This is a genomic window from Streptomyces canus, from assembly GCF_001514145.1.
Classification (GTDB): Bacteria; Actinomycetota; Actinomycetes; order Streptomycetales; family Streptomycetaceae; genus Streptomyces; species Streptomyces canus.
In genome coordinates this window covers 923,719-949,436 of sequence record NZ_KQ948656.1, presented here as the reverse complement: position 1 = coordinate 949,436, position 25,718 = coordinate 923,719, and the positions used below count along the sequence as shown (strand labels likewise).

Below are 25,718 nucleotides of genomic sequence, written 5' to 3'. Positions count from 1 at the left end.
AATCGTCAAACCTCCACAGGCCGAACGCTATGCACAAAACCGAGAGATCTCTTGTTACGCGTCGCTGACCTGTGCAAAGGTGTGCGTTGTCGGCGCACGGACAATACATTTTCTCCCTGTGCGCTCTCGACCCCTCCGTACGCCCTTCACGCTTCAAAAGAGCTGTCCCAGGCGGACGTACCCATTGGTATGGACTTTATGCAACGCAGCATGCCCTCGGGAGGAAATGCCGCCGTGAGTGACGCAGGCCTGTCGAATTCCCCGTCTCCGGTTCGCCCGTACGACGTCACGGACGAGCAGCTGAGCGCCGAGCTCAAGAAGTGGAGCGGCACGACGCCGGCCCTGCAGCCCGTCGGTGAACTCCTCGACCGGCACTGGGAAGCCGCCTTCGCCTACGCGCGGCTGTGCACCGACGGTCCGCGCCCCGCGGGCATGCTCACCACGGCCGCGTTCACGCGCCTGTTCGGCGAATCCCTGCGCCACACGGGTCCGACCGCCGCCTGGCGGCCCCATCTGCTCGTCACCGTCCGCCGGATCGCGGCCGAGTGGGACTCCGACGGCCGACGGGAGATGCTCCACCCCGCGCTGAGAACCGAGGCGGGCGGCGACAGAGCCGCGGCCCGCCTGTTGCCCCCAGCCGAGCGGCGTCTGCTGTCCGGTGCCTTCCAGCGGCTGCAGCAGTCGGCCCGCTGTCTGCTGTGGCACACCGAGGTCGAGGCCGAGCCGCTCGGCGTCCCCGCGGCCCTCCTCGGCCTGGACGAGGAGGATGCCGGCGTCGAACTCCGCCGGGCCCGCGAGCGGCTGCGCGAGGAGTGCCTCCAGGTCCACCGCGAGCTCGCCCCCGAGCAGGAGTGCCGGCACTATCTGCGGCTGCTCGACGTGACGTTCCGGCGCGGCGGTGCCGAGCTCGACCCCGATCTTCACGAGCATCTGCAGCGGTGCCGGCACTGCATGCACACCGCCGACCAGCTGCACCAGTTCAACGGGCAGCTCGGCCTCGCTCTCGCCGAGGCCGTGCTCGGCTGGGGCGCCGCCGCCTACGTGGAATCACGGATGAGCGTCGACGACGCGGAAGCGGCACAGGAAGCGCAACTACACGCGCCGAGCGGACCGTTCGCGGGTGAGGCCTTCGGCGTTCCGATGCCGCCCGCCGCCCCACCCCGGGGTCCCGCCTCCACCGGTCCGGGGCCCGTCGCCCCCGGCCCCCGCGTCCGTGCGCGCTCCGCCTCCCGGCACTCCGCCCACAAGGCCTCCCGCCGTACCTCCCGCCGCAACCTCACCGCGGCCGTCCTGACGGTGAGCGGGCTCGTCGTCCTCCCCCTGGTCATGTGGTCCTCGTTCCACTCGGACGGCAGCGGCCCGGCCGACGCCGCCCCCTCCGAGGCGCCCGGCGCCGACACGGCCTCCTCGACCACCGACCCGTCCCGGGCCGGGGCGGGCGAGGCGCGCCAGGGCGACCTGCGCGGACGCCTGCACAACGTCGAGTCCGGGCTGTGCGTCGGCGTCGTCGGCAAGAAGATCGCCCAGGGAGTCGAGACCGGGCTCGCCGAGTGCTCCGGGGCCGAGGGCCAGCAGTGGACGTACGAAACGGACGGACTGCTGCGCAGCGCCGCCGACCCCGACCTGTGCCTGGACTCCCACCTCGGCTTCTCGGTGCGGCTCGCACCCTGCACGGGCGCCACCTCGCCCGGCGCCAAGAACGTCCGCTACGACTTCACCCTCCAGGGCACCCTGGTGCCGCGCTGGGACCAGGACCTCGCGCTGACCCCGGCCGCCACCGACGGATCCGGAGCGCTGGTCCTGAAGAACCGCGACGACGGGCCCGCCCAGCGTTGGGTCTTCGACACCTCGAAGCCCGACCCCCAGATGGAGGCGGTCAACTGGGACGCCGACAGCAGCCCCACGCCGACCCCGAAGTCCGCCCCCGCGCCCTCCAGGACGCCCACACCGACCCCGACGGCGTCCGCCACACCGACGGCCACGCCGACACCGCCGACACCGCCGACCAACCCGTACCCCGGCGACAACTGCTCCACCAACCCGTACTACTGCTACGGGGGCGGCCAGCCCGGCGGCTACGGCGGTGGTTACGGCTACGGCGGTGGCTATGGGTACGGCGGTGGCTACGGGTACGGAGGCGGCGGCTTCGGAGGCGGGCGCTGACCCCGTTCAGGCTCCGACGAGCTGCAGCGAGCCCCACAGGGCCACCACCGCTGCGGCGAGCGCGGTCGGCACGGTCAGCAGGCCGAGCCGGGTGAACTCCCCGAGCTCCACCTCGTGGTCGTCCCGGTGCAGGATGCGCCGCCACAGCAGCGTGGCCAGGGACCCGGCGTAGGTGAGGTTCGGGCCGATGTTCACCCCGAGCAGCACCGCGAGGACGGCGCCGGGCCCGGCCGCGGCGGTGAGCGGCAGCAGGACCAGGACCGCGGGCAGGTTGTTGATCAGGTTCGCCAGTACGGCGGCCAGCGCGGCGATCCCGAGCAGCGCGACGATTCCCGTCCCGTCGGGCAGGACGTGGTGCAGGGCGTCGGCGAGCCCGTTGTCGACGACCGCGCGCACCACGACGCCGAGCGCGAGCACGAACGCCAGGAAGGCCGGTGCCGCCGCCCGCACCACCGTGACCGGGGTGGCCTTCCGGCGGACGAGAGCGCGGCCCGCCAGGACGAGCGCGCCCGCGCAGGCGACCCAGGCGGGATCGACGCCGAACGCGGAGGCCACCACGAACCCGGCCAGTGTGCAGCCGACCGTGACCAGCGCGAACAGCGGGAGCGCGGGCTCCTCGGAGGGCTCGGGGGAGTGGTCGACGACGGTGAGGTCGGTGTCGAAGAAACGCCGGAAGACCACGTACTCGACGGCGATCGCCGCCAGCCAGGGCAGCGCCATCAGCAGTGCGAACCGGGTGAAGCTCACCCCGCTCGCCTCGAACGCGAGCAGATTGGTGAGGTTCGACACCGGCAGCAGCAGCGAGGCCGTGTTCGACAGATGCGCGCAGGCGTAGACGTGCGGCTTCGCGCGGGCCCCCATGCGGGAGGCGGTGACGAGCACCACCGGCGTCAGCAGCACCACGGTGGCGTCCAGGCTGAGCACCGCCGTGATCGCCGAAGCCAGCCCGAACACCCCGGTCAGCAGCCGCCCGGGCGAGCCCGCCGCCCGCCGGGCCAGCCAGGCCCCGCAGGCATGGAACAGCCCCTCCACGTCACAGAAGTGAGCGAGCACCAGTACCGCCGCCAGGAACCCGACCACCGGTCCCAACCGCTCGGCCTCCGCCCAGGCGTGGTCCGGGGAGATCGCCCCGGTGAGGACCGCGAGCCCCGCCGCCGGGACCGCGACCACGGCCTCCGGCCAGCCGAAGGGGCGCAGGACCGCCCACACGAGTACGGCGACGAGCAGGGCGACGGACAGGGCTTCGGCGAGCGGGGTGTTCAGGGCAAATCCTTCGGGACGCGAGCAGATCGTGCCCGGTCATGAAATCAGGCCGGAGTAAGAACCTGGTCAGTGCCCCCCGACCGCGACCCGCGCCCGTTCAGGCTCCGGTGCCGGGGCTGAAGGGGATCAGCCGCACCGACGACTCGTTGCCGGACACCGGGACCTGACCGGACTTCCACGCCACCTTCAGCGGGTCCTCCTCGTCCGGCGGGGTCACCACAAGGGCGGCAGGGGTGGCCGTTCCCGCCCCGCTGACCTCGGGGTTCGCGAAGGACAGTCCGGCCCAGGCGCTCTGACCCGGCGCCAGCTTCACCGTCTCGGGCTCGGCGGAGGAGCGCTTCGGGTCCGGGCCCAGCTGCTTGCCGGAGGCGTCGACGAAGGCGGTGCCCGGATAGCCGTACAGGGTGCAGGTGCGGCTCGACTCGTTCGTCAGCACGACCGGGAAGTTCTCCTGCCCGGCGCCCGGGTTGTTGCGGCCGACGGAGGCGCTCAGGTCGGAGGTGTGGCAGCGGGTTCCGCCAGCGGGGGACTGCGGTGCGGACGGGGTGAGGGAGTTGCTCACCGCGTCGGTCGGTACGCCGCTCGGCGCGCTGCTGGTGCCGTCGGACGGTGTCGTGGTGCCGGACCCCGTGCGCGGGGCGTTCGCCGTGTCGTCGCCGCTGCCGCAGCCCGCCAGCAGACCGGCCATCGCGACCGAACTCGCGAGCAGGGCCGCCCGCCGCACACCCAGGGACCTGATCGTCATGTCTCCACACTCCCGGAGAAGAAAAAGTTCGCTCACTCCTCGTCGAGGAGTCCGATCTCCGCCCAGATCGTCTTGCCCTCGGCCGTGTGCCGGCTGCCCCAGCGCTGGGTGAGCTGCGCGACCAGGAGCAGACCCCGGCCGCCCTCGTCCCACGTCTTGGCGCGCCGCAGGTGCGGGGCGGTGTGGTTGGTGTCGGAGACCTCGCAGATCAGCGTGGTCTCGTCATGGATGAGCCGCAGCCGGATGGGACGGGCGCCGTACCGGATCGCGTTCGTCACCAGCTCGCTCACCACCAGCTCCGCCGTGAACGACGCCTCGCTCAGGTCCCAGCGATCCAGCTGCTGGACGACCTGCTTGCGGACGGGCGCCACCAGCGCCGGGTCGGCCGGGATGTCCCAGGTCGCCACCTGGGAGGCGGGCAGGCCGAGGGTGCGGGCCAGCAGCAGGGCCACGTCGTCGGTGGAGCCGGCGGGCGGGAGCAGCGCCTGCAGCAGCCGGTCGCAGGTCTCGTCCAGGGAGTCGGAGGGAACGGCCAGGGCCTCGCACAGCAGCGCGTGACTGGCGTCCACGTCCCGCTCCCGGGACTCGATCAGACCGTCCGTGAACAGGGAGAGCACGCTCCCCTCGGGCAGTGCCAGCTCGGCGGACTCGAACGGCAGCCCGCCCAGGCCCAGCGGTGGCCCCGCGGGCAGGTCCACCTCGCGTGCCGCCCCTCCCGGCGTCAGCATCACGGGCGCCGGATGCCCGGCCCGGGCCAGCGTGCAGCGCCGCGACACCGGGTCGTAGACCGCGTAGAGACAGGTGGCCCCGACCTCGCCTGGGCTGCCCTCGTGTCCGGCCTCCGCGGACAGCCGTACGACGAGGTCGTCGAGGTGGGTGAGCAGTTCGTCCGGGGCCAGGTCGATGTCGGCGAGGGTGCGCACGGCGGTGCGCAGCCGGCCCATCGTCGCGGAGGCCTGGATGCCGTGCCCGACCACGTCCCCGACGACCATCGCGACCCGCATCCCCGACAGCGGGATCACGTCGAACCAGTCGCCGCCCACCCCCGCCCGCGCGGCCGGAAGATAACGCGACGCCGCCTCCACGGCGGCCGTGCGCGGCAGGGAGCGGGGCAGCAGACTGCGCTGCAGGGCGAGGGCGGTCTCGCGCTCGCGGGAGAACCGACGGGCGTTGTCGATGCAGACGGCGGCCCGCGCGGTGATCTCCTCGGCCAGCAGCACATCGTCCGGGGTGAAGGGGTCGGGCCGTCGGTAGCGGGTGAAGACCGCGACCCCGAGGGTCTGGCCGCGGGCCTGGATCGGTACGGACATCGTGGAATGGACGCCGAACTCCTTGACCCGCTCACCGCGGGTTCTGTTCCAGTTGAGCCACTGGTCCAGGCGCCCGGAGGCCACCGTGGCGACGATGGTGCGGCCCGCCACCAGAGAGTCGGCCTGCGGTGAGGTGGTGGGATACACCTCGGTGTGCCCGGGCTTCATCACGGCCATCGGGTTGCCGGGGTCCACGGAATGGTGGGCGGCGCGGCGCAGTTCGACCGGTGCCGCGAGCTGGGTCGGGGCACTGCCGCTCTCCTGCGTGTCCAGCAGGTCGACGCTCACGAAGTCGGCGAGCGACGGAATGCACACGTCCGCCAGTTCCTGGGCCGTACGGGTGACGTCGAGGGTGGTGCCGATACGCACGCTCGCCTCGTTGACCAGCTGGAGCCGCTCACGGGCGAGGTAGTGCTCGGTGAAGTCGTGTCCGGTCAGACAGGCTCCCCGCACCCGTCCCGAGTCGTCGGTGAGCGGCGCGATGCGGGTCAGCATCCCGGCCGCGCGGTCGAGGCCGCTGGGACGGACGTACCCCTCGATGTCGCGTGGCCGCCCGGTGGCGAGCACATCGGCGACGAGATCCTCGATCTCCGCGTTCTCCCGGCGGACGCCGATGTCCGTGATCCTCAGTCCCCTGACCTCGTGGTCGGGCAGGTCGATCAGCTCGGCCATCCGGTCGTTGATCCAGCGCAGCCGCAGCCGCTCGTCGCAGACCAGCATGGGACAGGGAGACTGGTCCAGCGCGGCCGCGGTCACCACGTCGTCCGGCGGGTCGAGCTCCGTGTGGTCGGGCCGGACGGCGACCCGCCATTCGGCCCGGTCCCCTCGCGGCGGCCTGCGGAGCGCGAGCAGGTGGACGGAGACCGTGCGACCGTCCCGGTGCCGCAGAGCGAGATCGCCGCTCCAGCGCGGGCCGACGACGGCGGCCAGGGCATCCGGCTGGGCCAGCAGGGCCGCGGCGGGGCGGCCCAGCACCTCGTGGGCGTCGTACCCCAGCAGCCGCCGGGCACCGACGCCCCATCTGGCCACGGCGCCCCGGTCGTCGATGACGGCCCGCGCGGTCGAGGCATCGTCGAACGGATCCACCGGCCTCATCGTCGCCACTCCATCGCGCCTACGCACAGTGATCAGCTGCGTAAATTGAGTCCCAGCCTAGTGCGTCCCGCCCGCCAGTGAACGCCGATCCCACCGGTACGGGGCGGCGGCGCGCGAAGGCGAGTGGGCCGTCCGTGGGGACGGCCGGGGCAGAAGGCGCTTTCCGCACCCTTGACGGACCTGAGTGGCACGTCGTCAGATTCTGTGTGTTCACGATCAGTTGTGAGTACTTCTGGGCCCTGATGAGGGAGAGCCGCCATGACCGTCACTCGCAGATCGGTTCTGCTCGCTTCCACGGCCGCCCCGGCCGCGGGCGCGCTCCTGGCCACCCCGGTGGCCCAGGCCGCCGAGTCCGCCGGGAACGCGTCCGGCCGCCGTACCGTCGCGCTGCGCGACGGCTGGCGCTTCGCGCTGGTCGATCCGGGCGGGATCACCGACCCGACGGGGGAGTACACGGACGCCGCGGCCCCGGGGTACGACGACTCGGGGTGGCGCGAGATCGCGGTGCCGCACGACTGGAGCATCGAGCTCGCCCCGACCACCGAGAACGGCACCACCAGCGGTACCGGCTTCTTCCCCGGCGGCCTGGGCTGGTACCGCCTCGCCTTCACCCTGCCGTCCGCCTTCGCCGGCAAGCGGATCTCGGTGGAGTTCGACGGCGTCTACATGGACTCGTACGTCTACTGCAACGGCACCGAGGCCGGACGGCACCCCTACGGCTACACCGGCTTCGCCCTCGACCTCACCGACCTGCTCCACACCGACGGCACCACCGAGAACGTGATCGCGGTCAAGGTGCAGAACCGGCTCCCCAGCAGCCGCTGGTACTCGGGCAGCGGAATCTACCGCGAGGCCCGCCTGGTCGTCACCGATCCGGTGCACGTGGAGCGCTGGGGCACCCAGGTCACCACGCCGGAGATCACCGCAGAGCGTGCCCGTGTCAGGGTGCGGACCTCGGTGGTCGACGAGTCCGGCACGGCGGGGCCGGTCGAGATCCGCTCACGGATCAAGGACCCCCGGGGCCGGACCGTGGCCCGCACGGCCACCACGATCACGGTCGGGACGAAGGCGTCGGAGACCCATGAACTCACCGTCCCCGAACCCCGGTTGTGGGACATCTCGACGCCCCACCGCTACACCCTGGAGACCGAACTCCGCCGCGACGGCAAGCTCGTCGACACCTACCGCACCCCGTTCGGCCTGCGCACCTTCCGGTTCGATCCGGACGAGGGCTTCCATCTCAACGGCACCCACCACAAGATCAAGGGCGTCGACCTCCACCACGACCTGGGCGCCCTCGGCGCGGCCGTCAGCATCGACGCGATCCGCAGGCAGATGACCCTCATGAAGTCGATGGGGGTCAACGCCTTCCGCACCTCCCACAACCCGCCCTCCCCGGAGATGATCCAGGTCTGTGAGGAACTGGGCATCGTGATGCTGGTGGAGGCGTTCGACTGCTGGCGCACCGGCAAGACGCGCTACGACTACGGCCGGTTCTTCGACGAGTGGTGCGAGAGGGACGCGACCGAGATGGTCCTCGCGGCCCGCAACTCGCCCGCGGTGCTGCTGTGGTCGATCGGCAACGAGATCCCCGACTCGACGTCCACTGCCGGACTCGCCATGGCCGACCGGATCATCGCCGCGATCAGGGCCGTCGACGACACCCGCCCGCTGATCATCGGCTCCGACAAGTACCGCCGCCTGCCCGCCAAGGGCTCGGCGGCCGATCTGATGCTGGCCAAGCTGGACGGGCTCGGTCTCAACTACAACACGGCCAAGTCGGTGGACCAGCTGCACGCCGCCTATCCGCACCTCTTCCTCTTCGAGTCCGAGTCGTCCTCCGAGACCTCGACCCGCGGCGCCTACCAGGAGCCCGAGCACCTCAACACCGGCGAGAACCACACGCCGGGCAGGCGGGACACCTCGTCGTACGACAACAACCTCGCCTCCTGGACCATGAGCGGCGAGTACGGTCACAAGAAGGACCGGGACCGGAAGTGGTTCGCCGGGCAGTTCCTCTGGTCGGGCATCGACTACATCGGGGAGCCCACGCCGTACGACGTCTTCCCCGTGAAGGCGTCCTTCTTCGGCGCGGTCGACACCGCCGGTTTCCCGAAGGACATGTACCACCTCTTCCGCAGCCAGTGGGTCGACGAACCGATGGTCCATCTCGTTCCGATGACCTGGAACCACGCGGCAGGCGACACGGTCGAGGTGTGGGCGTACGCCAACGTCCCCACCGTCGAGCTGTTCCTCAACGGCACGTCCCTCGGCACCCGGACCTTCGACACCAAGAAGACCACCGACGGCCGGGTGTACCTCGAGACGACGGAAGCCACCGGCGACGACAAGACCTTCACCGACGGCCCCTACCCCGGCAGCTACACCAGCCCGAACGGCAGCGCGGGCAAGCTCCATCTGACCTGGAAAGTGCCCTACGCGCCGGGTGAGTTGAAGGCCGTGGCCCGCAGGAACGGCAAGGTGGTCGCCACCGACGTGCTGCGTACGGCGGGCAAGCCCCATGCCGTACGCCTCACCGCCGACCGCACGTCGCTTGCCGCGGACGGCCGTTCGCTGGCCTTCGTCACGGCGGACGTCGTCGACTCCCGGGGTGTGGTGGTGCCCGACGCCGAGCACCTGATCACCTTCGCGGTCAGGGGCGGCTCTCTCGCCGGTCTCGACAACGGCCGCGAGGAGAGTGCCGAGCGCTACCAGGCCACCACCCGGACCGCCTTCCACGGAAAGGCCCTCGCGATCGTGCGCTCCGGCACCGAGCCGGGGGTTCTCAAGGTCACGGCGAGCGCGGAGGGCCTTCGGGCGGGCAGCGCGAAGGTGCGTACCACCCCGTCCCGGTCGGTCGCCGTCACCGAGCCGGCCGCCTTCACCCCCGACCTTCAGGCGCCCGCGAACTACCCGCAGGCGGACGCGAGTTACTCCGGCCGACCGGACACGCTCCCGGCCGCGATGCTGGACGGCGACCCGGCCACCGGCTGGTCCAACGCCTTCAGCAAGGCCGCCACCGCCCTGCTGCCCGCCTTCAGCGGGGCGAGGGCAAAGGACTGGGTCTGCGTGGACTTCGGGCGGACCAGGACCTTCGACCGGGCGGAGGTCTCCTTCACGCTGAGCGCGACCCACGGCCTGCCTGCCGCCGTCGAGGCCGCGGTGTGGGACGGCAGGCGATATGCGCCCGTCGACGGTGTGTCCGTGGCGTGGGCCACCGCCTCCGACGAGCCGACGGTGATCACCTTCGCCTCCGTGCGGGGCTCACGCGTCCGGCTGACGATGACCAGTGCCTCGCCGGGCGGGCCCAAGGGTGCCGTGCGGATCAGCAAGTTGGAGATACCGGCCGTCTGAGAGAACGGTCCGGGCGGGATTCCGTCCCGTCCGGACCGTTGACGGAGTGTCATGCCTGCAACAAGCATGGCTGCGTCCGCATCTGGGAGCGCTCCCATCAAGAGCGTCACCCGCACCTCACTGGAGGAGCCCAGACGTGAAACGACGCAGAACCACCTTGTTGTGCCTGACGGCCTTACTGGGAACGGCACTTGTGGCCACGCCCGCGTCCCCGGCCGCCGCCGACGAGGTCGAGCAGCTCAAGAACGGCACCTTCGACACCACCACCGAGCCCTGGTGGACAAGCAGCAACGTCACCGCGGGCCTGTCCGGCGGACAGCTGTGCGCGGACGTGCCGGGCGGCACCGCCAACCGCTGGGACGCCGCCGTCGGCCAGAACGACGTCACCCTCGTGAAGGGGGAGTCGTACAAGTTCTCCTTCACCGCGAACGGTACGCCCGAAGGGCACGTCCTCAGGGCGATCGTGGGGCTGCAAGTGGCGCCCTACGACACCTACTTCGAGGTGAGCCCCCAGCTGAGCGTCTCCGGGAACTCCTACTCCTACACGTTCACCTCGCCCGTCGACACCGCCCAGGGCCAGGTAGGTTTCCAACTCGGCGGCAGCGCCGACCCATTCCGCTTCTGCATGGACGACGTGTCCCTGCTGGGCGGGGTTCCGCCCGAGGTGTACGAGCCCGACACCGGACCGCGCGTGCGCGTCAACCAGGTGGCCTATCTGCCCGCCGGGCCGAAGAACGCCACCTTGGTCACCGACGCCACGGCGAAGCTGCCCTGGCAGCTGAAGAGCGCCTCCGGCACCGTCGTCGCCCACGGCTGGACCGTGCCGCGCGGCACCGACGTCTCCTCCGGGCAGAACGTCCACTCCATCGACTTCGGCGCCTACCAGAAGCGCGGCGCGGGCCTCACCCTGGTCGCGGACGGCGAGGCCGGCCGGCCCTTCGACATCGGCACGGGCGCCTACGAACAGCTCCGGCTCGACGCGGCGAAGTACTACTACACCCAGCGCAGCGGCATCGCGATCCGCGACGACCTGCGCCCGGGCTACGGACGCGCCGCCGGGCACGTGAACTCGGCCCCCAACCAGGGCGACAAGGACGTGCCCTGCCAGCCGGGGGTGTGCGACTACACCCTCGACGTCACCGGCGGCTGGTACGACGCCGGCGACCACGGCAAGTACGTGGTGAACGGCGGCATCTCCACCTGGGAGGTGCTGAGCACGTACGAGCGCGAGCTGCTGGCCCGCACAGGTCAGCCCGCGAAGCTCGGCGACGGCACCCTCGCCATCCCCGAGAGCGGCAACAAGGTGCCCGACATCCTCGACGAGGCCCGCTGGGAGCTGGAGTTCCTGCTCAAGATGCAGGTGCCGGACGGGCAGCCGCTGGCCGGGATGGCGCACCACAAGATCCACGACGAGCAGTGGACCGGCCTGCCGCTCATGCCGAGCGACGACCCGCAGAAGCGTGAACTGCACCCGGCGTCCACCGCGGCGACCCTGAACCTGGCCGCGACCGCCGCGCAGGCCGCCCGCCTGTACAAGCCCTACGACAAGGCGTTCGCGGCGAAGGCCCTGGCGGCCGCCCGCAAGGCCTGGACCGCGGCACTCGCCCACCCCGACCTGTACGCCTCGGAGAGCGACGGCACCGGAGGCGGCACCTACGCCGACAACAACGTCACCGACGAGTTCTACTGGGCGGCGGCCGAGTTGTACCTCACCACGGGCGAGAAGGCGTTCCAGGACCACGTGCTCGCCTCGCCGGTCCACACCGCCGACATCTTCACCCCCGTCGGCTACGACTGGGCCCGCACGGCCGCGGCGGCCCGCCTGGACCTGGCGACGGTGCCGAGCAGGCTGCCCGGCCGGGACAAGGTGCGGCAGTCGGTCGTCAAGGGTGCCGACCGCTACCTGGCCACGCTGAAGGCCCACCCGTACGGCATGCCGTACGCCCCGGAAGGCAACCTCTACGACTGGGGCTCCAACCACCAGATCCTGCACAACGGGATCGTCATCGCCACCGCCTACGACATCACGGGGGCCACGAAGTACCGTGACGGCGCTCTCCAGGGCATCGACTACATCTTCGGGCGCAACGCGCTGAACATCTCGTACGTGACCGGCTACGGCGAGGTCAACTCCCACAACCAGCACGCCCGTTGGTACGCCCACCAGCTCGACCCGAGCATGCCGAACCCGCCGAGGGGCACCCTCGCCGGCGGGCCGAACTCGGGCATCCAGGACCCCTACGCACAGAGCAAACTCCAGGGCTGCGTCGGCCAGTTCTGCTACATCGACGACATCCAGTCCTGGTCGACCAACGAGCACACCATCAACTGGAACTCCGCTCTGACCCGGATGGCGTCCTTCGTGGCGGATCAAGGCTGACCTTCGCGTGCTCCACCAGCTCACCGGGCCGTTCGTGCGCGGTGAGCGTGTGGAGCCGGGCCTGATCGAGCGGCTGGTGCACCTCGACGTACTCACCGTGCGGCAGCCGCTTGATCACACCGGTCTCCCGGCCGTGCAACACCAGCTCCCGGTCCCGGAGTTGCAGACCCAGGCAGATCCGCCGGGTGGCGACGAAGACGACCGCCGGGACGACGAACATCCCGATCCGCACGGCCCAGGTGACCGTGTTGATCGACAGGTGCAGCCGCGTCGCCACGATGTCGTTGCCGCCGCCCGCCAGCAGGATCAGGTACAGGCTGATCCAGGACGCGCCGATCGCCGTACGGACCGGCTTGTTGCGCGGGCGGTCGAGGAGGTGGTGCTCCCGCTTGTCCTTGGTGAACCGGGCCTCCAGGAACGGGTAGACGCCGATGAAGACCAGCAGCAGCGGGAAGATCACGACCGGTATCAGGACTCCGAGGATCAGCGTGTGGCCCCACAGGGTCACCTCCCAGCCCGGCATCACCCGCACCAGTCCCTCCGCGAACCCCAGGTACCAGTCGGGTTGGGCGCCCGTGGAGACCTGGTCGGCGCGGTAGGGGCCGTACGACCAGACGGGGTTGATGCTCGCCACCGCCGCGATGAGCGTGAGCGCCCCGAACACCAGGAAGAAGAACCCGCCGGCCTTCGCCAGGTACACCGGGAAGAACGGTGTCCCGACCACATTGCGTTCGGTCTTTCCGGGGCCCGCGAACTGGGTGTGCTTGTGGTGGACGACCAGGATCAGATGGGCCACCACGAGCGCCGCCATGATGCCGGGGATGACCAGGATGTGCAGCGAGTAGAAGCGGGCCACGATGTCATGGCCCGGGAACTCGCCGCCGAACAGGAACATCGCCAGATACGTCCCGACGATCGGCACCGACAGGGTGGCGCCGTAGACGAACCTCATGCCCGTGCCCGACAGCAGGTCGTCCGGCAGCGAGTAGCCGAAGAGGCCCTCGAACAGGCCCAGGAACAGCAGTGCCCAGCCGAACAGCCAGTTGACCTCGCGCGGCTTGCGGAACGAGCCCGTGAAGAAGTGCCGCATCATGTGCGTGAGCATCGCCGCGACGAAGATCAGGGCCGACCAGTGGTGCAGCTGCCGGATCAGCAGCCCGCCGCGCACGTCGAAACTGATGTCCAGCGTCGAGGCGTACGCCTCCGACATCCGCACGCCGTTCAGCGGCGTGTAACTGCCGTGGTACGTCACCTCGTTCATCGACGGATGGAAGAACAGGGTCAGCCACACCCCGGTCAGGATCAGCACGACGAAGCTGTACAGACAGATCTCGCCGAGCAGGAAGGACCAGTGGTCCGGGAAGACCTTGCGCAGGTACTTCGCGCCGAGTGTGCGGGTGCCGAGCCGTCCGTCGAGCCAGCCGGACAGCCGCTCGCCCTTCCCCGGCTCAGCCGGGCGTTCCGCCGTGGTCACGCCTCCTCCTTCTGCACATGCGTGAGCTTGTCGGGATTGGTCACGACGAAGAGGTTCGAGACCCGGTCGCCCTCCGGTGTGAGGTCCAGGACGATCACCGCGTACGGCGAGTCGTGGTCGAACAGCACGGCCGCGTCATCGCCGTTGACGCGGCGGTAGCGCAACTCCAGGCCGAGGGCCTGCGCCCCGCCCCGCTTCGCGTACCCGTTGAGCAGCCGGGCCGCCTTCTCCCGCCCGCGCACCGGACGCAGGGCCTGCCTGCGCATGCCGCCGCCGTCCGTCCACACCGTCACGTCCGGCGCGAGGATCTCCATCAGCTCGGCGATGTCCCCGCCGACGGCGGCCCGCACGAACCGCTCGGTCGCCTCCCGGCGGACCCGGGGATGGGCCTCGTACAGCGGGCGGCGGGCGTGCACATGGGCCCGCGCGCGGTGCGCCAACTGCCGTACGGCGGCCGGGGTGCGGTCGATGATCTCCGCGATCTCGGTGTGGGCGTAACCGAAGACCTCGTGCAGCACGAACACCGCGCGCTCCAGCGGGGACAGCGACTCCAGGACCACCAGCATCGCCAGCGACACGGACTCGGTGCGCAGCGCGGGGTCGTCGGCGCCGGCCTCGTCGGTCACCAGGGGCTCGGGCAGCCACGGGCCGACATACGTCTCGCGGCGGCGGTTGACCACGGCCCGCCGCTGGAGCGCGTGGTTGACGGCGATCCGGACCAGATAGGCACGTGGGTTGTCGATCCCGCCGGCGCCCCGGCGCGACCACGACAGCCAGGTGTCCTGGAGCACGTCCTCGGTGTCGGTGACGCTGCCCAGCATGTTGTAGACGACGCCGAACAACAGCTCCCGGTGCTCGACGAAGACACCGGTCGCCTCTTCGGTGTCGGGAACGGGGATCTCGGACATCTCGTGTGGCCTCCCAGTAGCGCGCTCACTACTGCGAGGCCTTCGGGGCGCCGGAATGTGACATCCGACGGTCGAATGTGACCCACGCCTCACCGTGGCCGAGGCGGGGCGGCTAGGACGCGTCGTGGAAGACGATCCCGAGCGCGTGCCGCCGGCCGGAGCGCACGACGCTCACCCCGTGCCGCATCGCCCCGGCCGCCCAGCCGCGCTTGCTGCGCACCGGCCGGTCCCGGGTCGTGAAGACCACGCCATGGCCCCGGGGGAGGACGGTCGCCGTGCCCCGGGACTGGGCCCGGGGACGCTGCTCGACCATCAGGAACTCGCCGCCGGTGTAGTCGGTGCCGTACCCGTCGAGGCCGACCACCACCTGCAGCGGGAAGACCAGGTCGCCGAAGACGTCCCGGTGCAGCGCGTTCCAGTCGCCCTGCGTGTAGCGCAGCAGGATCTGCGCCGAGCGGTCCTGCCCGGCCGCATGACAGTGCTCCAGCCACTCCTCCAGGGAGTCCGGCCACGGTGCCGGGCGTCCCAGACGGGCCGCCCAGTCACGGGCGACGGGCAGCAGGCGGGGATAGAGCGCGGCGCGCAGCGCGGACACCGGGGCGGGCAGGTCGTGGGTGAAGTAGCGGTACTCACCCGATCCGAAGCGGTGGCGTGCCATGTCCACGGTGGTCCGGAAGAGCTCCGGCTTCTCGTACAGCGCTGTCAGGTCCCGGCACTCGTCGGGCGTCAGCAGCGGTGCCGTCGGGGCGCAGCCGTGCGCGTCCAACTCGGCGGCGAGGGCGGCCCAGTCGGTCTCGGCGACCCGGGCGGCGGCCAGGTCGGGGGTGACGGTCATGTCGGTTCCTCCTCGCCTTCGAGTGTGGGACGCCCGACGTCGCGCGTCCGGCGGGAATCGGACACCGTGCTCGCACCCCTTCGGTACCGCTCGACAAGTGATGTGACCTGCGGATATTTACGGTTGAGTACCCGCGAGGTACCGTGAAGGCATGCCAGCTCTCAACGTGGAGTTCAGCGATCGCGAGCTAGAGGACCTGCGGCAGATCGCCAAGGAGCGCGGTACGTCGATGAAGGCCCTCGTGCGGGAGGCCGCCGCGGCCGACATCGCCCGGCACCGGGCCCTCAAGGAAGGCGCGGAAGCGTTCCGGCGGTTCTTCTCCGCCCACGCCGACGAGTTCGCCGCCGCCTTCCCGGAGGACGAACCGGCCGCCAGGGGCGCGGGGCGGGTCGGCTGACCGATGGCTTCCGTCGTTCACATCGACGTGCCCTGGCTGCTCCAACGGCACGAAGAGGTCCTGCCCGAGCAGCCCACGATCAACGACTTCTCGGCCCTCGTCGCCGCCGTCGCCCGGCATCGCGTCGACCCGCCCCGCCTGGGCGTCGACTCCGACCCGGCCTGGCGCGCCGCCGCCCTTCTTCACACCCTGGCGCTGCTCAAGCCCTTACCGTCGGCCAACGCCCGCTTCGCCTGCGCCACCGCCGTGGCCTACATGTTCGTCAGCGGCGTCGGCATCGACCCGCCTTACGGCGCCCTCGTCGACCTCGCCCGCGATCTGATCTCCGGCAAGACCGACGTGTACGGGGCGGCGGACCGGCTGCGCTCCTGGCAGATCTGAGGCCTTCCGGCCGTCCCGCCCCGGGGCCGCCGACCGAGGGCGGGAGGAACGGGGTCGGCGGCCGGGGTTTCGCGCGGGAGAGCCGCCGTTCCGCGCGGGGCCTCCGAGAAGGGCCGCCTCCAGTGGACCGCCGGTCGCCGCGTGGGGGGAGCGTGCGGGACGCTCCGGCGCGTGCGCGTGTTTCACACGGGGCGCACGGAATGTCGAAAGCCGGTGCGAGCGCACGCAGTTGCGACTCGGTCTGACCATCTTTCAATTGGCGCGGATGTTGCTCGGGTGCCCTTGTTGGCCGTGAGTGACTTGTGCAAAGGTGAACCACCCATGTGGGGGGCCAGGGCCGGGTCGCATTCGTCCCGTGGGGAAGCGGGGTGGAGGGGCGTCGGCGAATTCGTGCTTCCCACGCCCGCGCCCAAAAGGGATGCCCCGTTCGGCACTTCTTTTCGGCAACGAGAACTTCTGTGAGTCCCATGTCCGTGGGAAGGAATCCGCTCAGTGCCAACCCCCCATCCACCGCTCCCTCCTTACCCGCCGCCCGGCGGTGCCTCCGGAGAATCCGACGAGGATCTCGCCGCCCGGCTCAGGGGCCGTCCCGACGGCGAGGCCGCCCAGTCCGTCGCCCTCCTCATGGCGCGCCACTGGAAACCGGCGCACGAGTACGCGGTCATCTGCCTCGCCTCCCCGTCCGAGACCGCCTCCATGGTGGCTGCGGCCGCCTTCCACCAGGTCCTGGACCGGCTTGCGCTCGGCGAACCGGCTCTCGCGCTGCGCCCCAGAACCCTCGTGGCCGTGCGGGACACGGTCAGGGAGTGGACGGCCGAGGACCGGATCACCGATGTTCTGCCGGACCTGGTGAAACCGAACGGCGGCCGCGGTATGCGGGCCGCGAAGTCCATGACCCCCGAAAATCGCAAGCTCGCCGAGCGGTCATTCCAGTCCCTTCCCGGACTCGCCCGATGCCTGCTGTGGCACACCGAGGTGGAGGCGGACTCGATTGTCGTGCCCGCCGCACTCCTCGGCATGGCCACCGACACCGCGTCGGCCGCGCTCGAACAGGCGCGTGAAAAATTCCGGGAAGGATGTGTACATGCCCATCGGGAACTCGCGCCGACGAAGGATTGCCGCTTCTACAACCGGCTCCTCGACGTTCCGATTCGCCGCGGCGGAGCTCTGCTGCCGGATGTCCAGCAGCATCTCGCGGAGTGCCGCTACTGCCGTTCCGCCGCGGAACAACTGAGCCATTTCGAGGGCGGCTTGGGCGTGCTGATCGCCGAGGCGGTGCTCGGCTGGGGTGCCCGCCGCTATCTCGAACTGCGCGCCGGGCGTACGCCCCGGACGGAGGCCCGTGGCCGGGGCACCGGCCGGCACGGCGCGGAACGCCGCCGCATCCTCGCGCGCATCCCCACCCCCGGCCGCCGTGCTCCCGGCGAGAGCGGGGGCCTGCGGTCCTCACGGACGCTGCTCACCGGAGTCGGCCTCACCTCCGCCGGCCTCCTCGCGGCCATGCTCGCCGCCGGGCTGTGGTCGCACGACGGCGGCGCCGACCCGGCCGCCTCCACCAGCGCCACCGGCGGCAACTCGGCCCCGGGCGCCGACACGCAGACGCCGGGCACCGCCCAGTTGCCCACCGCACCGGCGGTGACCCGGCTGCGCAACGCCGCCGCCGACCTCTGCCTGGACGTCCGGGGCACGGTGAAGGAGGGCGCCGGCACCGAACTGGCGGCCTGCTCGACCGAGCGGACCCAGCAGTGGTCGTACGAGAAGGACGGTCTGCTGCGCAGCGAGGCGGATCCGGAGCTGTGCCTGGACTCGCGCGGGGACGCGGGCGTGGTCATCCTCGGCACCTGCGCGGGGGAGAGGACGAAGCGGGCCGACGACGTGCGCTACGACCTCACCGTGCAGGGGGAGTTACTGCCCCGCTGGGACGACCAGCTCGCCCTCGCGTCCACCACCGATGACCCGGGCGCCGACGTCGTCGTCAAGGTCCGCGACCACTCGGACCAGCAGCGCTGGCTGACCGACCCGGCCTCCAGCGCGGGCCCCGGCTCGCTGTCGGTCACCGGGAGCGAGGCCCCGCACGCCCGGCCCGCGGAGCTCACGGACCGGATCTAGGAACCGGGGAGGCCTCCGCTCACGGAGGAGGCCTCCCTCAGGCGGGGCCCTCCAGGAGGTCGTCGGGGCCGACCGTCGCCGGTGTCGCGTGTCCGCAGAGCGCGAGCGTGAGGTCCAGTTCCGCGAGCAGACAGCGGATCACGTGCTCGACGCCCGGCTGTCCGTCCAGGCCGAGGCCGTAGACGTACGGCCGACCGAGGAGTACCGCGCGGGCGCCGAGCGCGAGGGCCTTGAAGACGTCGTCCCCGGTGCGGATTCCGCTGTCGAAGAGCACCGTGAGCCGGTCACCGACCGCCTCCACCACCCCCGGCAGCGCGTCGGCCGCCGCGACCGACCCGGCCACCTGGCGGCCGCCGTGGTTGGACACCACGACCCCGTCCATCCCGGCGTCGGCGGCGAGGCGGGCGTCGTCCGGATGCAGGACGCCCTTGAGGACGATGGGCCCCTCCCAGTTCTCCCGCAGGAACGCGAGGTCGGGCCAGGTCTTGCCGGGGTCGGCGAACATGCCGACGAAGTGCAGCACGGCCGCGTTGGGATCCTCGTGCACCGGCTTGGCCAGACCCGCCTGGAAGGCCGGGTCGGAGAAGTAGTTGGCGGTGCCCACACCGTGCAGGAACGGCAGATACGCCTGGTCGAGATCACGGGGCCGCCAGGACAGCAGCGGAGTGTCCAGGGTGACGACCAGGGCCGTGAACCCGGCGGCCTTGGCCCGGTTCAGGAAGCTCAGAGCCACCTGCGGATCCTTCGGCCAGTACAGCTGGAACCAGCGCTCGGCGTCCCCCATCGCCTCGGCGACCTGCTCCATCGGCGTGCTGGAGGCGGACGACAGGATGTACGGCACGCCCTGTGCCGCCGCTGCCCGGGCCGCCGCCGACTCCGCGTCCGGGTGCATGATCGACAGGACGCCGACCGGCGCCAGCGCCAGGGGGGCGGGCAGCGCGCGCCCCAACACCTCGACGGACAGGTCGCGTTCGTGGACGTCCCGCAGCATGCGCGGGACGATCCGGCGCCGCTCCAGCGCCGCCCGGTTGGCCCGCGCCGTACTGCCGTCGCCCGCACTGCCCGCCACATAGCCCACCGGCCCGGGGCCCAGGCGCTGCTCGGTGAGCTCCTCCAGCCGGGTCAGGTCGGTGGGCAGCCGAGGCACGGCACCCGACATCCCGCTCAGATAGATCTCGTACTGGAAGTCCGCCCAGTGCTTGGCCATCCGTCCGAACCGCCTCTCGTCGTCGGGTGCGCCGACGATATCGGCGGGCGGGCGTTCGTCAGTCGGGGAGGGCCGACGTCGCGACGGACTCGGCGAGAATCCGGGCCAGTTCGCGCGGCTGGGAGAACATCGGCCAGTGGCCGGTGTCCATCTCGACCAGTTCCCAGCGCTCGCTCTTGAGCAGTTCGGCCACGACGGGCATCGGCTCCTCGTCGTCGAGGAGGCACTTGATGTAGGTCGCCGGAAGCTCGCCCAGGGGACGCGTGAGGACGGCGGGCTCGGTGAGCGACGCGCCCGGGTGCGGGGACGCGCGGTCGATGATCCGGGCGATCTGCTCGTCCGTCAGGCCCTGACCGGCGTAGTGCTCCGGGCCCACCGGCAGCCAGAAGCCGTCGTTCTCCTCGATCGCCTTGCGGACGTGGTCGCTCGGCCATCCCGACAGGAACGACTCCCCGTCGACGGGCACGCTCGAGTCCACGAACACCACCCGCGCGAGCCGGTCGCCGATCCTCTCGGCGGCCTGTCCCACGGGTATTCCGGAGTAGCTGTGCCCGACCAGCACCACCTCGCGCAGGTCCAGCCGCTCCACCTCGTCGACGATGTCCCGCACATGTGTCTGCTGTCCCGCGGCCACGCCCCGCTTCTCGGCGAGGCCGGACAACGTCAGCGGATGCGGTTCGTGTCCGGCCGCGCGCAGCTCGTCCGCGACCTCGTCCCACGCCGACGCTCCGAGCCTCGCGCCCGCCACCAGTACGAAGTTGGTCATGCCCGCAATGTAGCCGAGGGCACCGACACCCCCCCGGTTCGGGGAAGGCCCTGTCGACCGTACGGTCATCCGTCCTCCGGGTTCCCCGTGGTGGAATCGGCCACCTCCTCGCTGTCCGGACCCCGCTCCCGCACCCGCTGGACGTGTTCCAGGGAGTCCCGCAGTTCGGCGAGCCAGTCGTCGGTGTGCCGCTGGACCAGCCGGACGCACCAGGCGAGGGCGTCGCTGCGGCTGCGGGCGACCCCGCCGGCGATCAGGGTGTCCAGGACCTGGCGCTCGGGCTGGCGCAGCCGGGTCATGACGGGCGCGGCCACATGCGTGAACAGGACGCGTTCGCCGTCGCACTCCACGCCCCAGGAGACCTTCCGGCGGAACTTGTGCTCGGCTTCGCGGGCGACCTCGATGCGCTCGTCCCTGGTGCGCTCCCGGAACTCCTGGATCCTGCCCTGCACGGCCGCCTCCCGCTCGGCGGCCGAGACGTCCTCGGAGAGCCGGGGGCCGGGGATGCGGCCGATCACGGTGATCTCCTCGCGGTCGACAACCACCTCGGCCAGGGCCTCGAAAAGGTCGTCGGGCAACCGGCCGGTGAACCAGCCGCGCAGCTTCTCTCGTTGCTCGTCAGTAATCATGTAATGACGATTACTCCGTTGCTCCAGGAATGCAAGAGGCTGTGAGGGTGTGCGCTGACGGCTGAAGCGGAATGTTTCAGGCCTATTGCCCAGGCGGGGTATTCAGGCCATCCGGCCGGATCAGGCGATCAAGAACCGCCCGGTTGCGGGGCTCGGCTGTTCGGATGATGTGACTTCACGCCACTGATTCAACACGCAAGGTTACTGAAAGCTGTGGGGTCGATGTGAAGTTCGGGCCAGGACTCGGCAGACTCGCGCTCGCCGCTCCGGCACCGACCGAGTCGGAGCGCACACCCTCGAATCCAGCGGAAGGATGCACACAATGCGGAACACCGCGCGCTGGGCAGCGACCCTCGGCCTCACGGCCACCGCCGTCTGCGGACCCCTGACCGGGGCCGCCCTCGCCGAACCGGCCGCCGCCTCGGGCCTCTACGCCCCCTCGGCCCTCGTGCTCACCCTCGGCCACGGCGACAGTGCCGCCACCGTCACCCCGGAACGGGCCGTGACCCTGACCTGCGCCCCGACCTCCTCGGGCACCCATCCGGCAGCGCCCGTGGCCTGCGCCGAACTGCGCGCCGTGGGAGGGGACTTCGACGCACTGGGAGCCAGATCCGACGCCCTGTGCACCAGGGAGTACGACCCCGTGGTGGTCACGGTCGACGGCGTATGGCGGGGCAAGCGGGTCTCCTACGAACGCACCTTCGCCAACGAGTGCGTGAAGAGCTCCTACGGGACAAGCGTCTTCGCGTTCTGAGAGACCGGGGTCGCGTGGTACCCGTGATCTGCCCGAGGGGCCCGCAGTTGGGGAGTGCCGCCCCTCTCACGGAACCCCGTGATCCCGCACCGAGGGCCGGCGGACGGAGTGGGGCCGTCCGCCGGACCCTCGGGTCACGCCTTCTCCGGGGACTCCGGGAACTGGAGGAGTGGTGGGAAGCGGCGCCACAGGCCGCAGGCCCGCAGCAGCCGGTGCAGGCGCGGCACGTCGCTGATCACACGCAGCCGCCCGCCCCGCTCCCGCGCCCGGGACTCGGCGCGGCACAGCACCCGCAGACCCGAGCAGTCGAAGAACTCCACCTGGCGCAGGTCGACCAGCACCTCGGGCCGATCGCTCGCGGTCGCCGCGTCCAGATGCTCCGCGAGGAAGCCCGCCGTCGCGAGGTCGATCTCGCCGACCGCCTCCACCACCGTGAACCCGGCGTTCACCCGGGTGCGGGCATACGGGTTCGCCGCGGGCGTTTCCGGAACGCGGTCGTCGGACTCCGGCGTCATGGCCGCTCCACCTCGGCGAGGGACGCATTCGATCTCGGTAGGTACCCCGCAGCGGCCTGGAGCATCCATCCAGCGGGGTCCGCAAGATCTGATTCACTCGACCCGGTGAATTTCTGTCAATTACATTGACTTCTTGTCTAAGAGCGGGTCCGCTCCCGATGGCTGGTGTCGCACCACGGATAGCGGCGACTGCGCCGACAGGTGCACAGGGCCACCCGGAAGCGGTCGGAGACGACGGTGCTGCCGTCCTCCAGTTCCACTTCCACGGGGCCCTCCACGAGCAGCGGGCCCCGGTGCTGGACCCGGATGCGGCGCGGTCGGTCGGAGTCAGAGGGGGAGTTCGGCACGGACGACCACCAACTCTTCCTTTTCGTCGTGGGCGGCGTCGGCGGGCAGCAGACCGCGCTCGCGCAGCCATGCCTCCCGGGTACGCAGCACCGGTCCGAACGCGATGCGGTGACGGCGGGTCACGGCGGCCTTGAGGCCCGCCGCGCGCAGATGCCCCACCGTCCGTCCGGAGTCGCTCAGTTCGGAGTGCACGATCAGCAGTACCCCTCCGGGGCGCAGCAGGCCGGGTGCCTCACGGCAGACGCGGTCCAGCACGAACCGCCCGTCGTGGCCCGCGTCCCAGGCCCGCGCCCTTCCCCGCGGCGGCCGGACGTCCATCGGTGCCGGCACGTACGGCGGATTGGTCAGGATGAGGTCGAACGACTGGTCCCGCACGGGGTGGAAGAGGTTCCCGCGCCGGACCCGGACCCGAGCGCCGGTCAGCCAGGCGTTCGCCCGGGCCGTGCATACCGCCCGCCACGACACGTCGACCGCGGTCACCCGGCTGCCCCGGCGAGCCGCCTGGAGAGCGAGGGCGCCGGTCCCGGTGCCCACGTCCAGGACGTCCGCGCCCGGCGGCAGCGGTTCTTCGGACAGGGCCCCGGCCAGCAGCGCGGTGTCCTCCTGGGGGGTGTAGACACCGGGAAGAGCCAAAGGGGGAATCAGTGATCTCACGCCGCCCAAGTACCCCGGCATTCAGGAAATATGGTGTATTTCGGAAAGTGAGCGTGTGCGCAGCGACGAGCGTCCGTCCGTCCAGTCGCGCAGAAGGCGCTCGGCGAGACGGTCCTCGACGAGTCCGGTGACGTCGATGCCGAAGGCGACGTCAGGAGCGAGGTGCGGTTCCTCGGCCAGCAGACCGCCGATGACCTCGTGGCGTACGACCTGTTCGTGGACGGCGTCGGCCTCGACGTGCTCGTCGTAGAAGTGCTCGGCGGCCGGTCCCGCGCCGGTGCGGCGCATCGCCTCGGCGAGTCGCCGGGAGCCGGGCGAGGAGGTGATCTCGACCGCTGCGAAGTGGCCCACGAGAGCGCCGCGCAGGCTGCGGTGCAGGCCCAGCAAGGACATGAGGTTCACCGTGGCGAGCATCTCCGCGCAGGCCGCCTCCAGGTAGTACCCGTATGTCGTGTCCAGGCCCAGGTCCGTCATCAGCTCGGCGAACAGGTGGGCGTGGACACGGTCGGGACGGCCGCCGCCGAACTCGTCGAACTCCACCGCCGCCATGCCCGCCTTGGCCCGGCCCCACAGCCGCGGCAGCACCCACGCATGCGGGTCGGCCTCCTTGAGGTGGTAGAGCGAGCGCTGGGCGGCGTATTCGCGCACGTGCCGCAGTTCGCCCTCCTTGCTCAGGAAATGGCTGAGTCCGGTGCCGTCGACCGGCTCCACGAGGAGCCCGGCGAGCGCGTCCTCGACGCTGTCGTGGACCGGGGTGTCCGTGCGCAGGGCGGACAGGAAGCGGTGTTCCAGGACCGCCCTGGTGCGCAGTAGCGCCGGGTCCCACTCAAGCTCGGAGGAGACGCCCGAGAAGCCGCGGTAGTGCAGTTCGTAGCAGATGTACAGGGCGAGCTGGAGGTCGTCGCCGTACACGTCCGCGCCCGCGACGGCCTCGTGGCGCGGCAGCGGTCCGGCGCCGAGCAGATACTCCTGGACGGCGGCGGAGACCGGGCCCCGGGCCGACGGCAGCGGCGGTTCTCGGCGGTCGTGATCCATGCACCCCGGGTACCCGTGAAGCGGGAGGTCACCCGCCTGCGAGGAGTGGTCCGGGGATGTCGTCGCCGGCGGCGCGCCCGCGGGGCGCGCCGCCGGTGGGTCACTCGCCCTCGGACTCCTCCTGGGCCCGGGTGTTGGGGGTGGTGGCGTCTGCGGCCTCACCCCGGTGCCCGCGCTTCCCGTCGGGGTCCTGGACGCGCTTCTCGGCGTCCTCGAACTCGTGCAGGACCTCGTCCAGGGCGGTGTCCGGCTTCTGCTTCTTCTCCGGCACGGCTGTTCCTCTTCCTTCTTTCTCTTCGTTCAGGTCGTGGCGGTCGCGATGCGCAGGGGAACCGGCTCCGGGGGAGGGGTGTGCTCCTTGTTGCGGCGGGCGATCTCGGCCCACCAGGAGGCGCCGTCCTCGATGTGCCGCAGCAGGACCCCCTCGCGGATCGCCCAGGGGCAGATGGTGACGGTCCTGACGCCGGTGAGTTTCATCGCCGTGTGCCCGACCACCGCACCGGCCAGGCTCTGCGCGGCGCGCGGCGCGGAGATGCCGGGCAGTTCGGCCCGCCGCGCGGCCGGGAGGGCGGCCAGAGCCTCGATGGCTTCCCGCAGGTCGGCGCGGTGCATCCGCCGCTCCACGAACGGGCCGCGCCGGCCGGGCGGGGTTCCGCACAGCCGCCCCAGCTGCTCGAAGGTGCGCGAGGTGGCCACGGCGGTGCGCGGTCCCTCCCAGCGGATCCGCGACGCCACGTCCCTGAGCTGGTGGCGGACCTTGCGGCGGAGCGCTCGCATCGCCTCCGGGGGCGGCGGGTCCTGCCCCTCGAAGAACTCATGGGTCAGCCGGCCCGCGCCCAGCGGCAGCGAGGCCACGTAGTCCGGCAACCGGCCGCGTCCGAAGGCGACTTCGAGCGATCCGCCGCCGATGTCGAACAGCGCGAGCGGCCCCGAACGCCAGCCCATCCAGCGTCGCGCCCCGAGGAACGTGAGCTCCGCCTCCACCTCGCCCGGCAGGGTGTACAGCCCGACGCCGGTCCGCGTGCGGACGGTGCGCAGCACCTCCTGACGGTTCGGCGCGGACCGTACGACGGCGGTCGCGAAGGCGAGCGGACCGGCCGCACCCCACTTGGCGGCGGTCCGGCTCGCCCCTTCCACCGCCTCCACCAGCCGCTCCACGGCCTCCTCGGGTACCGGTCCGCCCGGCGGTACATGATCGGAGAGTCTCAGCCGCCACTTCGCCGTGTGCACCGGCAGTGGCACCCCGCCCTCGGCGTCCGCCACCACCAGCCGGACCGTGTTCGATCCCACATCCACCACGCTTATCCGCATGGACCTGTGGGTACCCACGGACGACTGCCTCCAACGCCGGCCGTCCGGTCGGGGCGTTACTCTCGGCCACCGGCCCGGCACACCG

Annotated in this window: 22 protein-coding genes; 7 read left to right on the top strand and 15 right to left on the bottom strand. The window is 71.3% G+C overall.

Annotated elements, in window-relative coordinates; genetic code table 11:
* Positions 1 to 234: 234 nt before the first annotated feature.
* Entirely contained in the window at positions 235 to 2,163 is a 1,929-nt protein-coding gene (locus tag AQJ46_RS04195) for an RICIN domain-containing protein (protein WP_059204243.1), read from the top strand.
* Between the two features lie 6 nt (positions 2,164 to 2,169).
* Here AQJ46_RS04195 and AQJ46_RS04190 read toward each other — a convergent pair whose 3' ends face one another.
* The 3 genes from AQJ46_RS04190 to AQJ46_RS04180 all read right to left on the bottom strand — a co-directional run bounded on the left by AQJ46_RS04190 (position 2,170) and on the right by AQJ46_RS04180 (position 6,576).
* Complete coding sequence (locus tag AQJ46_RS04190) at positions 2,170 to 3,426, bottom strand: arsenic transporter (RefSeq protein ID WP_079072100.1); 1,257 nt, start codon at positions 3,424 to 3,426, stop codon at positions 2,170 to 2,172.
* Positions 3,427 to 3,523: 97 nt separating this feature from the next.
* The gene (locus AQJ46_RS04185; RefSeq protein WP_059204241.1) at positions 3,524 to 4,171 is read right to left on the bottom strand and encodes a DUF4232 domain-containing protein; all 648 of its coding nucleotides are present in this window, start codon (positions 4,169 to 4,171) and stop codon (positions 3,524 to 3,526) included.
* A gap of 32 nt (positions 4,172 to 4,203) precedes the next feature.
* The gene (locus tag AQJ46_RS04180; RefSeq protein ID WP_059204240.1) at positions 4,204 to 6,576 is read right to left on the bottom strand and encodes a SpoIIE family protein phosphatase; all 2,373 of its coding nucleotides are present in this window, start codon (positions 6,574 to 6,576) and stop codon (positions 4,204 to 4,206) included.
* 258 nt (positions 6,577 to 6,834) lie between these two features.
* Between AQJ46_RS04180 and AQJ46_RS04175 the strand changes: the two genes are divergently transcribed.
* The gene (locus AQJ46_RS04175; protein ID WP_059204239.1) at positions 6,835 to 9,930 is read left to right on the top strand and encodes a glycoside hydrolase family 2 TIM barrel-domain containing protein; all 3,096 of its coding nucleotides are present in this window, start codon (positions 6,835 to 6,837) and stop codon (positions 9,928 to 9,930) included.
* A 136-nt stretch (positions 9,931 to 10,066) separates the two neighbouring features.
* Positions 10,067 to 12,310 (top strand): glycoside hydrolase family 9 protein, encoded by a 2,244-nt coding sequence (locus AQJ46_RS04170; protein ID WP_059204238.1) that lies wholly within the window; start codon positions 10,067 to 10,069, stop codon positions 12,308 to 12,310.
* Here the strand turns inward: AQJ46_RS04170 and qcrB are convergent.
* From qcrB to AQJ46_RS04155, 3 genes are all read right to left on the bottom strand, one after another.
* Positions 12,255 to 13,784, bottom strand: coding sequence for a cytochrome bc1 complex cytochrome b subunit (gene qcrB, locus AQJ46_RS04165; RefSeq protein WP_059204237.1), 1,530 nt, complete (start codon positions 13,782 to 13,784; stop codon positions 12,255 to 12,257). The two genes, AQJ46_RS04170 and qcrB, sit on opposite strands and share 56 nt — an antisense overlap.
* The gene (gene sigJ, locus AQJ46_RS04160) at positions 13,781 to 14,692 is read right to left on the bottom strand and encodes an RNA polymerase sigma factor SigJ (RefSeq protein WP_059204236.1); all 912 of its coding nucleotides are present in this window, start codon (positions 14,690 to 14,692) and stop codon (positions 13,781 to 13,783) included. The genes qcrB and sigJ overlap by 4 nt, the downstream gene beginning before the upstream one ends.
* 112 nt (positions 14,693 to 14,804) lie before the next feature.
* Entirely contained in the window at positions 14,805 to 15,527 is a 723-nt protein-coding gene (locus tag AQJ46_RS04155) for a 2OG-Fe(II) oxygenase (RefSeq protein ID WP_059204235.1), read from the bottom strand.
* Between the two features lie 151 nt (positions 15,528 to 15,678).
* Between AQJ46_RS04155 and AQJ46_RS04150 the strand changes: the two genes are divergently transcribed.
* The 3 genes from AQJ46_RS04150 to AQJ46_RS04140 all read left to right on the top strand — a co-directional run bounded on the left by AQJ46_RS04150 (position 15,679) and on the right by AQJ46_RS04140 (position 18,414).
* The gene (locus AQJ46_RS04150) at positions 15,679 to 15,924 is read left to right on the top strand and encodes a hypothetical protein (RefSeq protein ID WP_057612978.1); all 246 of its coding nucleotides are present in this window, start codon (positions 15,679 to 15,681) and stop codon (positions 15,922 to 15,924) included.
* 3 nt (positions 15,925 to 15,927) lie between these two features.
* Entirely contained in the window at positions 15,928 to 16,305 is a 378-nt protein-coding gene (locus tag AQJ46_RS04145; protein ID WP_020134791.1) for a hypothetical protein, read from the top strand.
* A gap of 492 nt (positions 16,306 to 16,797) precedes the next feature.
* Positions 16,798 to 18,414 (top strand): RICIN domain-containing protein, encoded by a 1,617-nt coding sequence (locus tag AQJ46_RS04140; protein ID WP_059204234.1) that lies wholly within the window; start codon positions 16,798 to 16,800, stop codon positions 18,412 to 18,414.
* Positions 18,415 to 18,451: 37 nt separating this feature from the next.
* Here the strand turns inward: AQJ46_RS04140 and AQJ46_RS04135 are convergent, their stop codons facing one another.
* The 3 genes from AQJ46_RS04135 to AQJ46_RS04125 all read right to left on the bottom strand — a co-directional run bounded on the left by AQJ46_RS04135 (position 18,452) and on the right by AQJ46_RS04125 (position 21,016).
* Entirely contained in the window at positions 18,452 to 19,621 is a 1,170-nt protein-coding gene (locus AQJ46_RS04135; protein ID WP_059204233.1) for a lactate 2-monooxygenase, read from the bottom strand.
* Positions 19,622 to 19,679: 58 nt separating this feature from the next.
* Complete coding sequence (locus tag AQJ46_RS04130; protein WP_059204232.1) at positions 19,680 to 20,387, bottom strand: alpha/beta fold hydrolase; 708 nt, start codon at positions 20,385 to 20,387, stop codon at positions 19,680 to 19,682.
* Positions 20,388 to 20,452: 65 nt separating this feature from the next.
* Entirely contained in the window at positions 20,453 to 21,016 is a 564-nt protein-coding gene (locus tag AQJ46_RS04125) for a hypothetical protein (RefSeq protein ID WP_059204231.1), read from the bottom strand.
* A 322-nt stretch (positions 21,017 to 21,338) separates the two neighbouring features.
* Between AQJ46_RS04125 and AQJ46_RS04120 the strand changes: the two genes are divergently transcribed.
* Complete coding sequence (locus AQJ46_RS04120) at positions 21,339 to 21,770, top strand: protease inhibitor (protein ID WP_057612983.1); 432 nt, start codon at positions 21,339 to 21,341, stop codon at positions 21,768 to 21,770.
* Between the two features lie 134 nt (positions 21,771 to 21,904).
* Here the strand turns inward: AQJ46_RS04120 and AQJ46_RS04115 are convergent, their stop codons facing one another.
* From AQJ46_RS04115 to AQJ46_RS04095, 6 genes are all read right to left on the bottom strand, one after another.
* Positions 21,905 to 22,285 carry an STAS domain-containing protein gene (locus AQJ46_RS04115; protein ID WP_059204230.1) on the bottom strand — a complete coding sequence of 127 codons (381 nt, stop codon included), beginning with the start codon at positions 22,283 to 22,285 and terminating at the stop codon, positions 21,905 to 21,907.
* A gap of 137 nt (positions 22,286 to 22,422) precedes the next feature.
* Positions 22,423 to 22,632, bottom strand: coding sequence for a CDGSH iron-sulfur domain-containing protein (locus tag AQJ46_RS04110; protein ID WP_059204229.1), 210 nt, complete (start codon positions 22,630 to 22,632; stop codon positions 22,423 to 22,425).
* Positions 22,613 to 23,308, bottom strand: a complete 696-nt coding sequence (locus tag AQJ46_RS04105; protein WP_107117195.1) for a HemK2/MTQ2 family protein methyltransferase — start codon at positions 23,306 to 23,308, stop codon at positions 22,613 to 22,615. Before AQJ46_RS04105 ends, AQJ46_RS04110 begins: the two co-directional genes overlap by 20 nt.
* Positions 23,309 to 24,322, bottom strand: a complete 1,014-nt coding sequence (locus AQJ46_RS04100) for an iron-containing redox enzyme family protein (RefSeq protein ID WP_059204228.1) — start codon at positions 24,320 to 24,322, stop codon at positions 23,309 to 23,311.
* A gap of 100 nt (positions 24,323 to 24,422) precedes the next feature.
* Positions 24,423 to 24,593 carry a hypothetical protein gene (locus AQJ46_RS56105; protein WP_167368194.1) on the bottom strand — a complete coding sequence of 57 codons (171 nt, stop codon included), beginning with the start codon at positions 24,591 to 24,593 and terminating at the stop codon, positions 24,423 to 24,425.
* Positions 24,594 to 24,622: 29 nt separating this feature from the next.
* Complete coding sequence (locus tag AQJ46_RS04095; RefSeq protein WP_059204227.1) at positions 24,623 to 25,633, bottom strand: Ppx/GppA phosphatase family protein; 1,011 nt, start codon at positions 25,631 to 25,633, stop codon at positions 24,623 to 24,625.
* Positions 25,634 to 25,718 lie beyond the last annotated feature (85 nt).

Excerpts from the sequence above, each read along its gene's own strand:
- AQJ46_RS04180 (WP_059204240.1), bottom strand. The coding sequence starts at position 6,576 with ATGAGGCCGGTGGATCCGTTCGACGATGCCTCGACCGCGCGGGCCGTC.
- AQJ46_RS04145 (WP_020134791.1), top strand. The coding sequence starts at position 15,928 with ATGGCTTCCGTCGTTCACATCGACGTGCCCTGGCTGCTCCAACGGCAC.
- AQJ46_RS04115 (WP_059204230.1), bottom strand. The coding sequence starts at position 22,285 with ATGACGCCGGAGTCCGACGACCGCGTTCCGGAAACGCCCGCGGCGAAC.
- AQJ46_RS04135 (WP_059204233.1), bottom strand. The coding sequence starts at position 19,621 with ATGGCCAAGCACTGGGCGGACTTCCAGTACGAGATCTATCTGAGCGGG.
- AQJ46_RS04105 (WP_107117195.1), bottom strand. The coding sequence starts at position 23,308 with ATGCCGGGGTACTTGGGCGGCGTGAGATCACTGATTCCCCCTTTGGCT.
- AQJ46_RS04150 (WP_057612978.1), top strand. The coding sequence starts at position 15,679 with ATGCCAGCTCTCAACGTGGAGTTCAGCGATCGCGAGCTAGAGGACCTG.
- sigJ (WP_059204236.1), bottom strand. The coding sequence starts at position 14,692 with ATGTCCGAGATCCCCGTTCCCGACACCGAAGAGGCGACCGGTGTCTTC.
- AQJ46_RS04185 (WP_059204241.1), bottom strand. The coding sequence starts at position 4,171 with ATGACGATCAGGTCCCTGGGTGTGCGGCGGGCGGCCCTGCTCGCGAGT.
- AQJ46_RS04155 (WP_059204235.1), bottom strand. The coding sequence starts at position 15,527 with ATGACCGTCACCCCCGACCTGGCCGCCGCCCGGGTCGCCGAGACCGAC.
- AQJ46_RS04120 (WP_057612983.1), top strand. The coding sequence starts at position 21,339 with ATGCGGAACACCGCGCGCTGGGCAGCGACCCTCGGCCTCACGGCCACC.
- AQJ46_RS04175 (WP_059204239.1), top strand. The coding sequence starts at position 6,835 with ATGACCGTCACTCGCAGATCGGTTCTGCTCGCTTCCACGGCCGCCCCG.
- AQJ46_RS04095 (WP_059204227.1), bottom strand. The coding sequence starts at position 25,633 with ATGCGGATAAGCGTGGTGGATGTGGGATCGAACACGGTCCGGCTGGTG.
- AQJ46_RS04130 (WP_059204232.1), bottom strand. The coding sequence starts at position 20,387 with ATGACCAACTTCGTACTGGTGGCGGGCGCGAGGCTCGGAGCGTCGGCG.
- AQJ46_RS04125 (WP_059204231.1), bottom strand. The coding sequence starts at position 21,016 with ATGATTACTGACGAGCAACGAGAGAAGCTGCGCGGCTGGTTCACCGGC.
- AQJ46_RS04100 (WP_059204228.1), bottom strand. The coding sequence starts at position 24,322 with ATGGATCACGACCGCCGAGAACCGCCGCTGCCGTCGGCCCGGGGCCCG.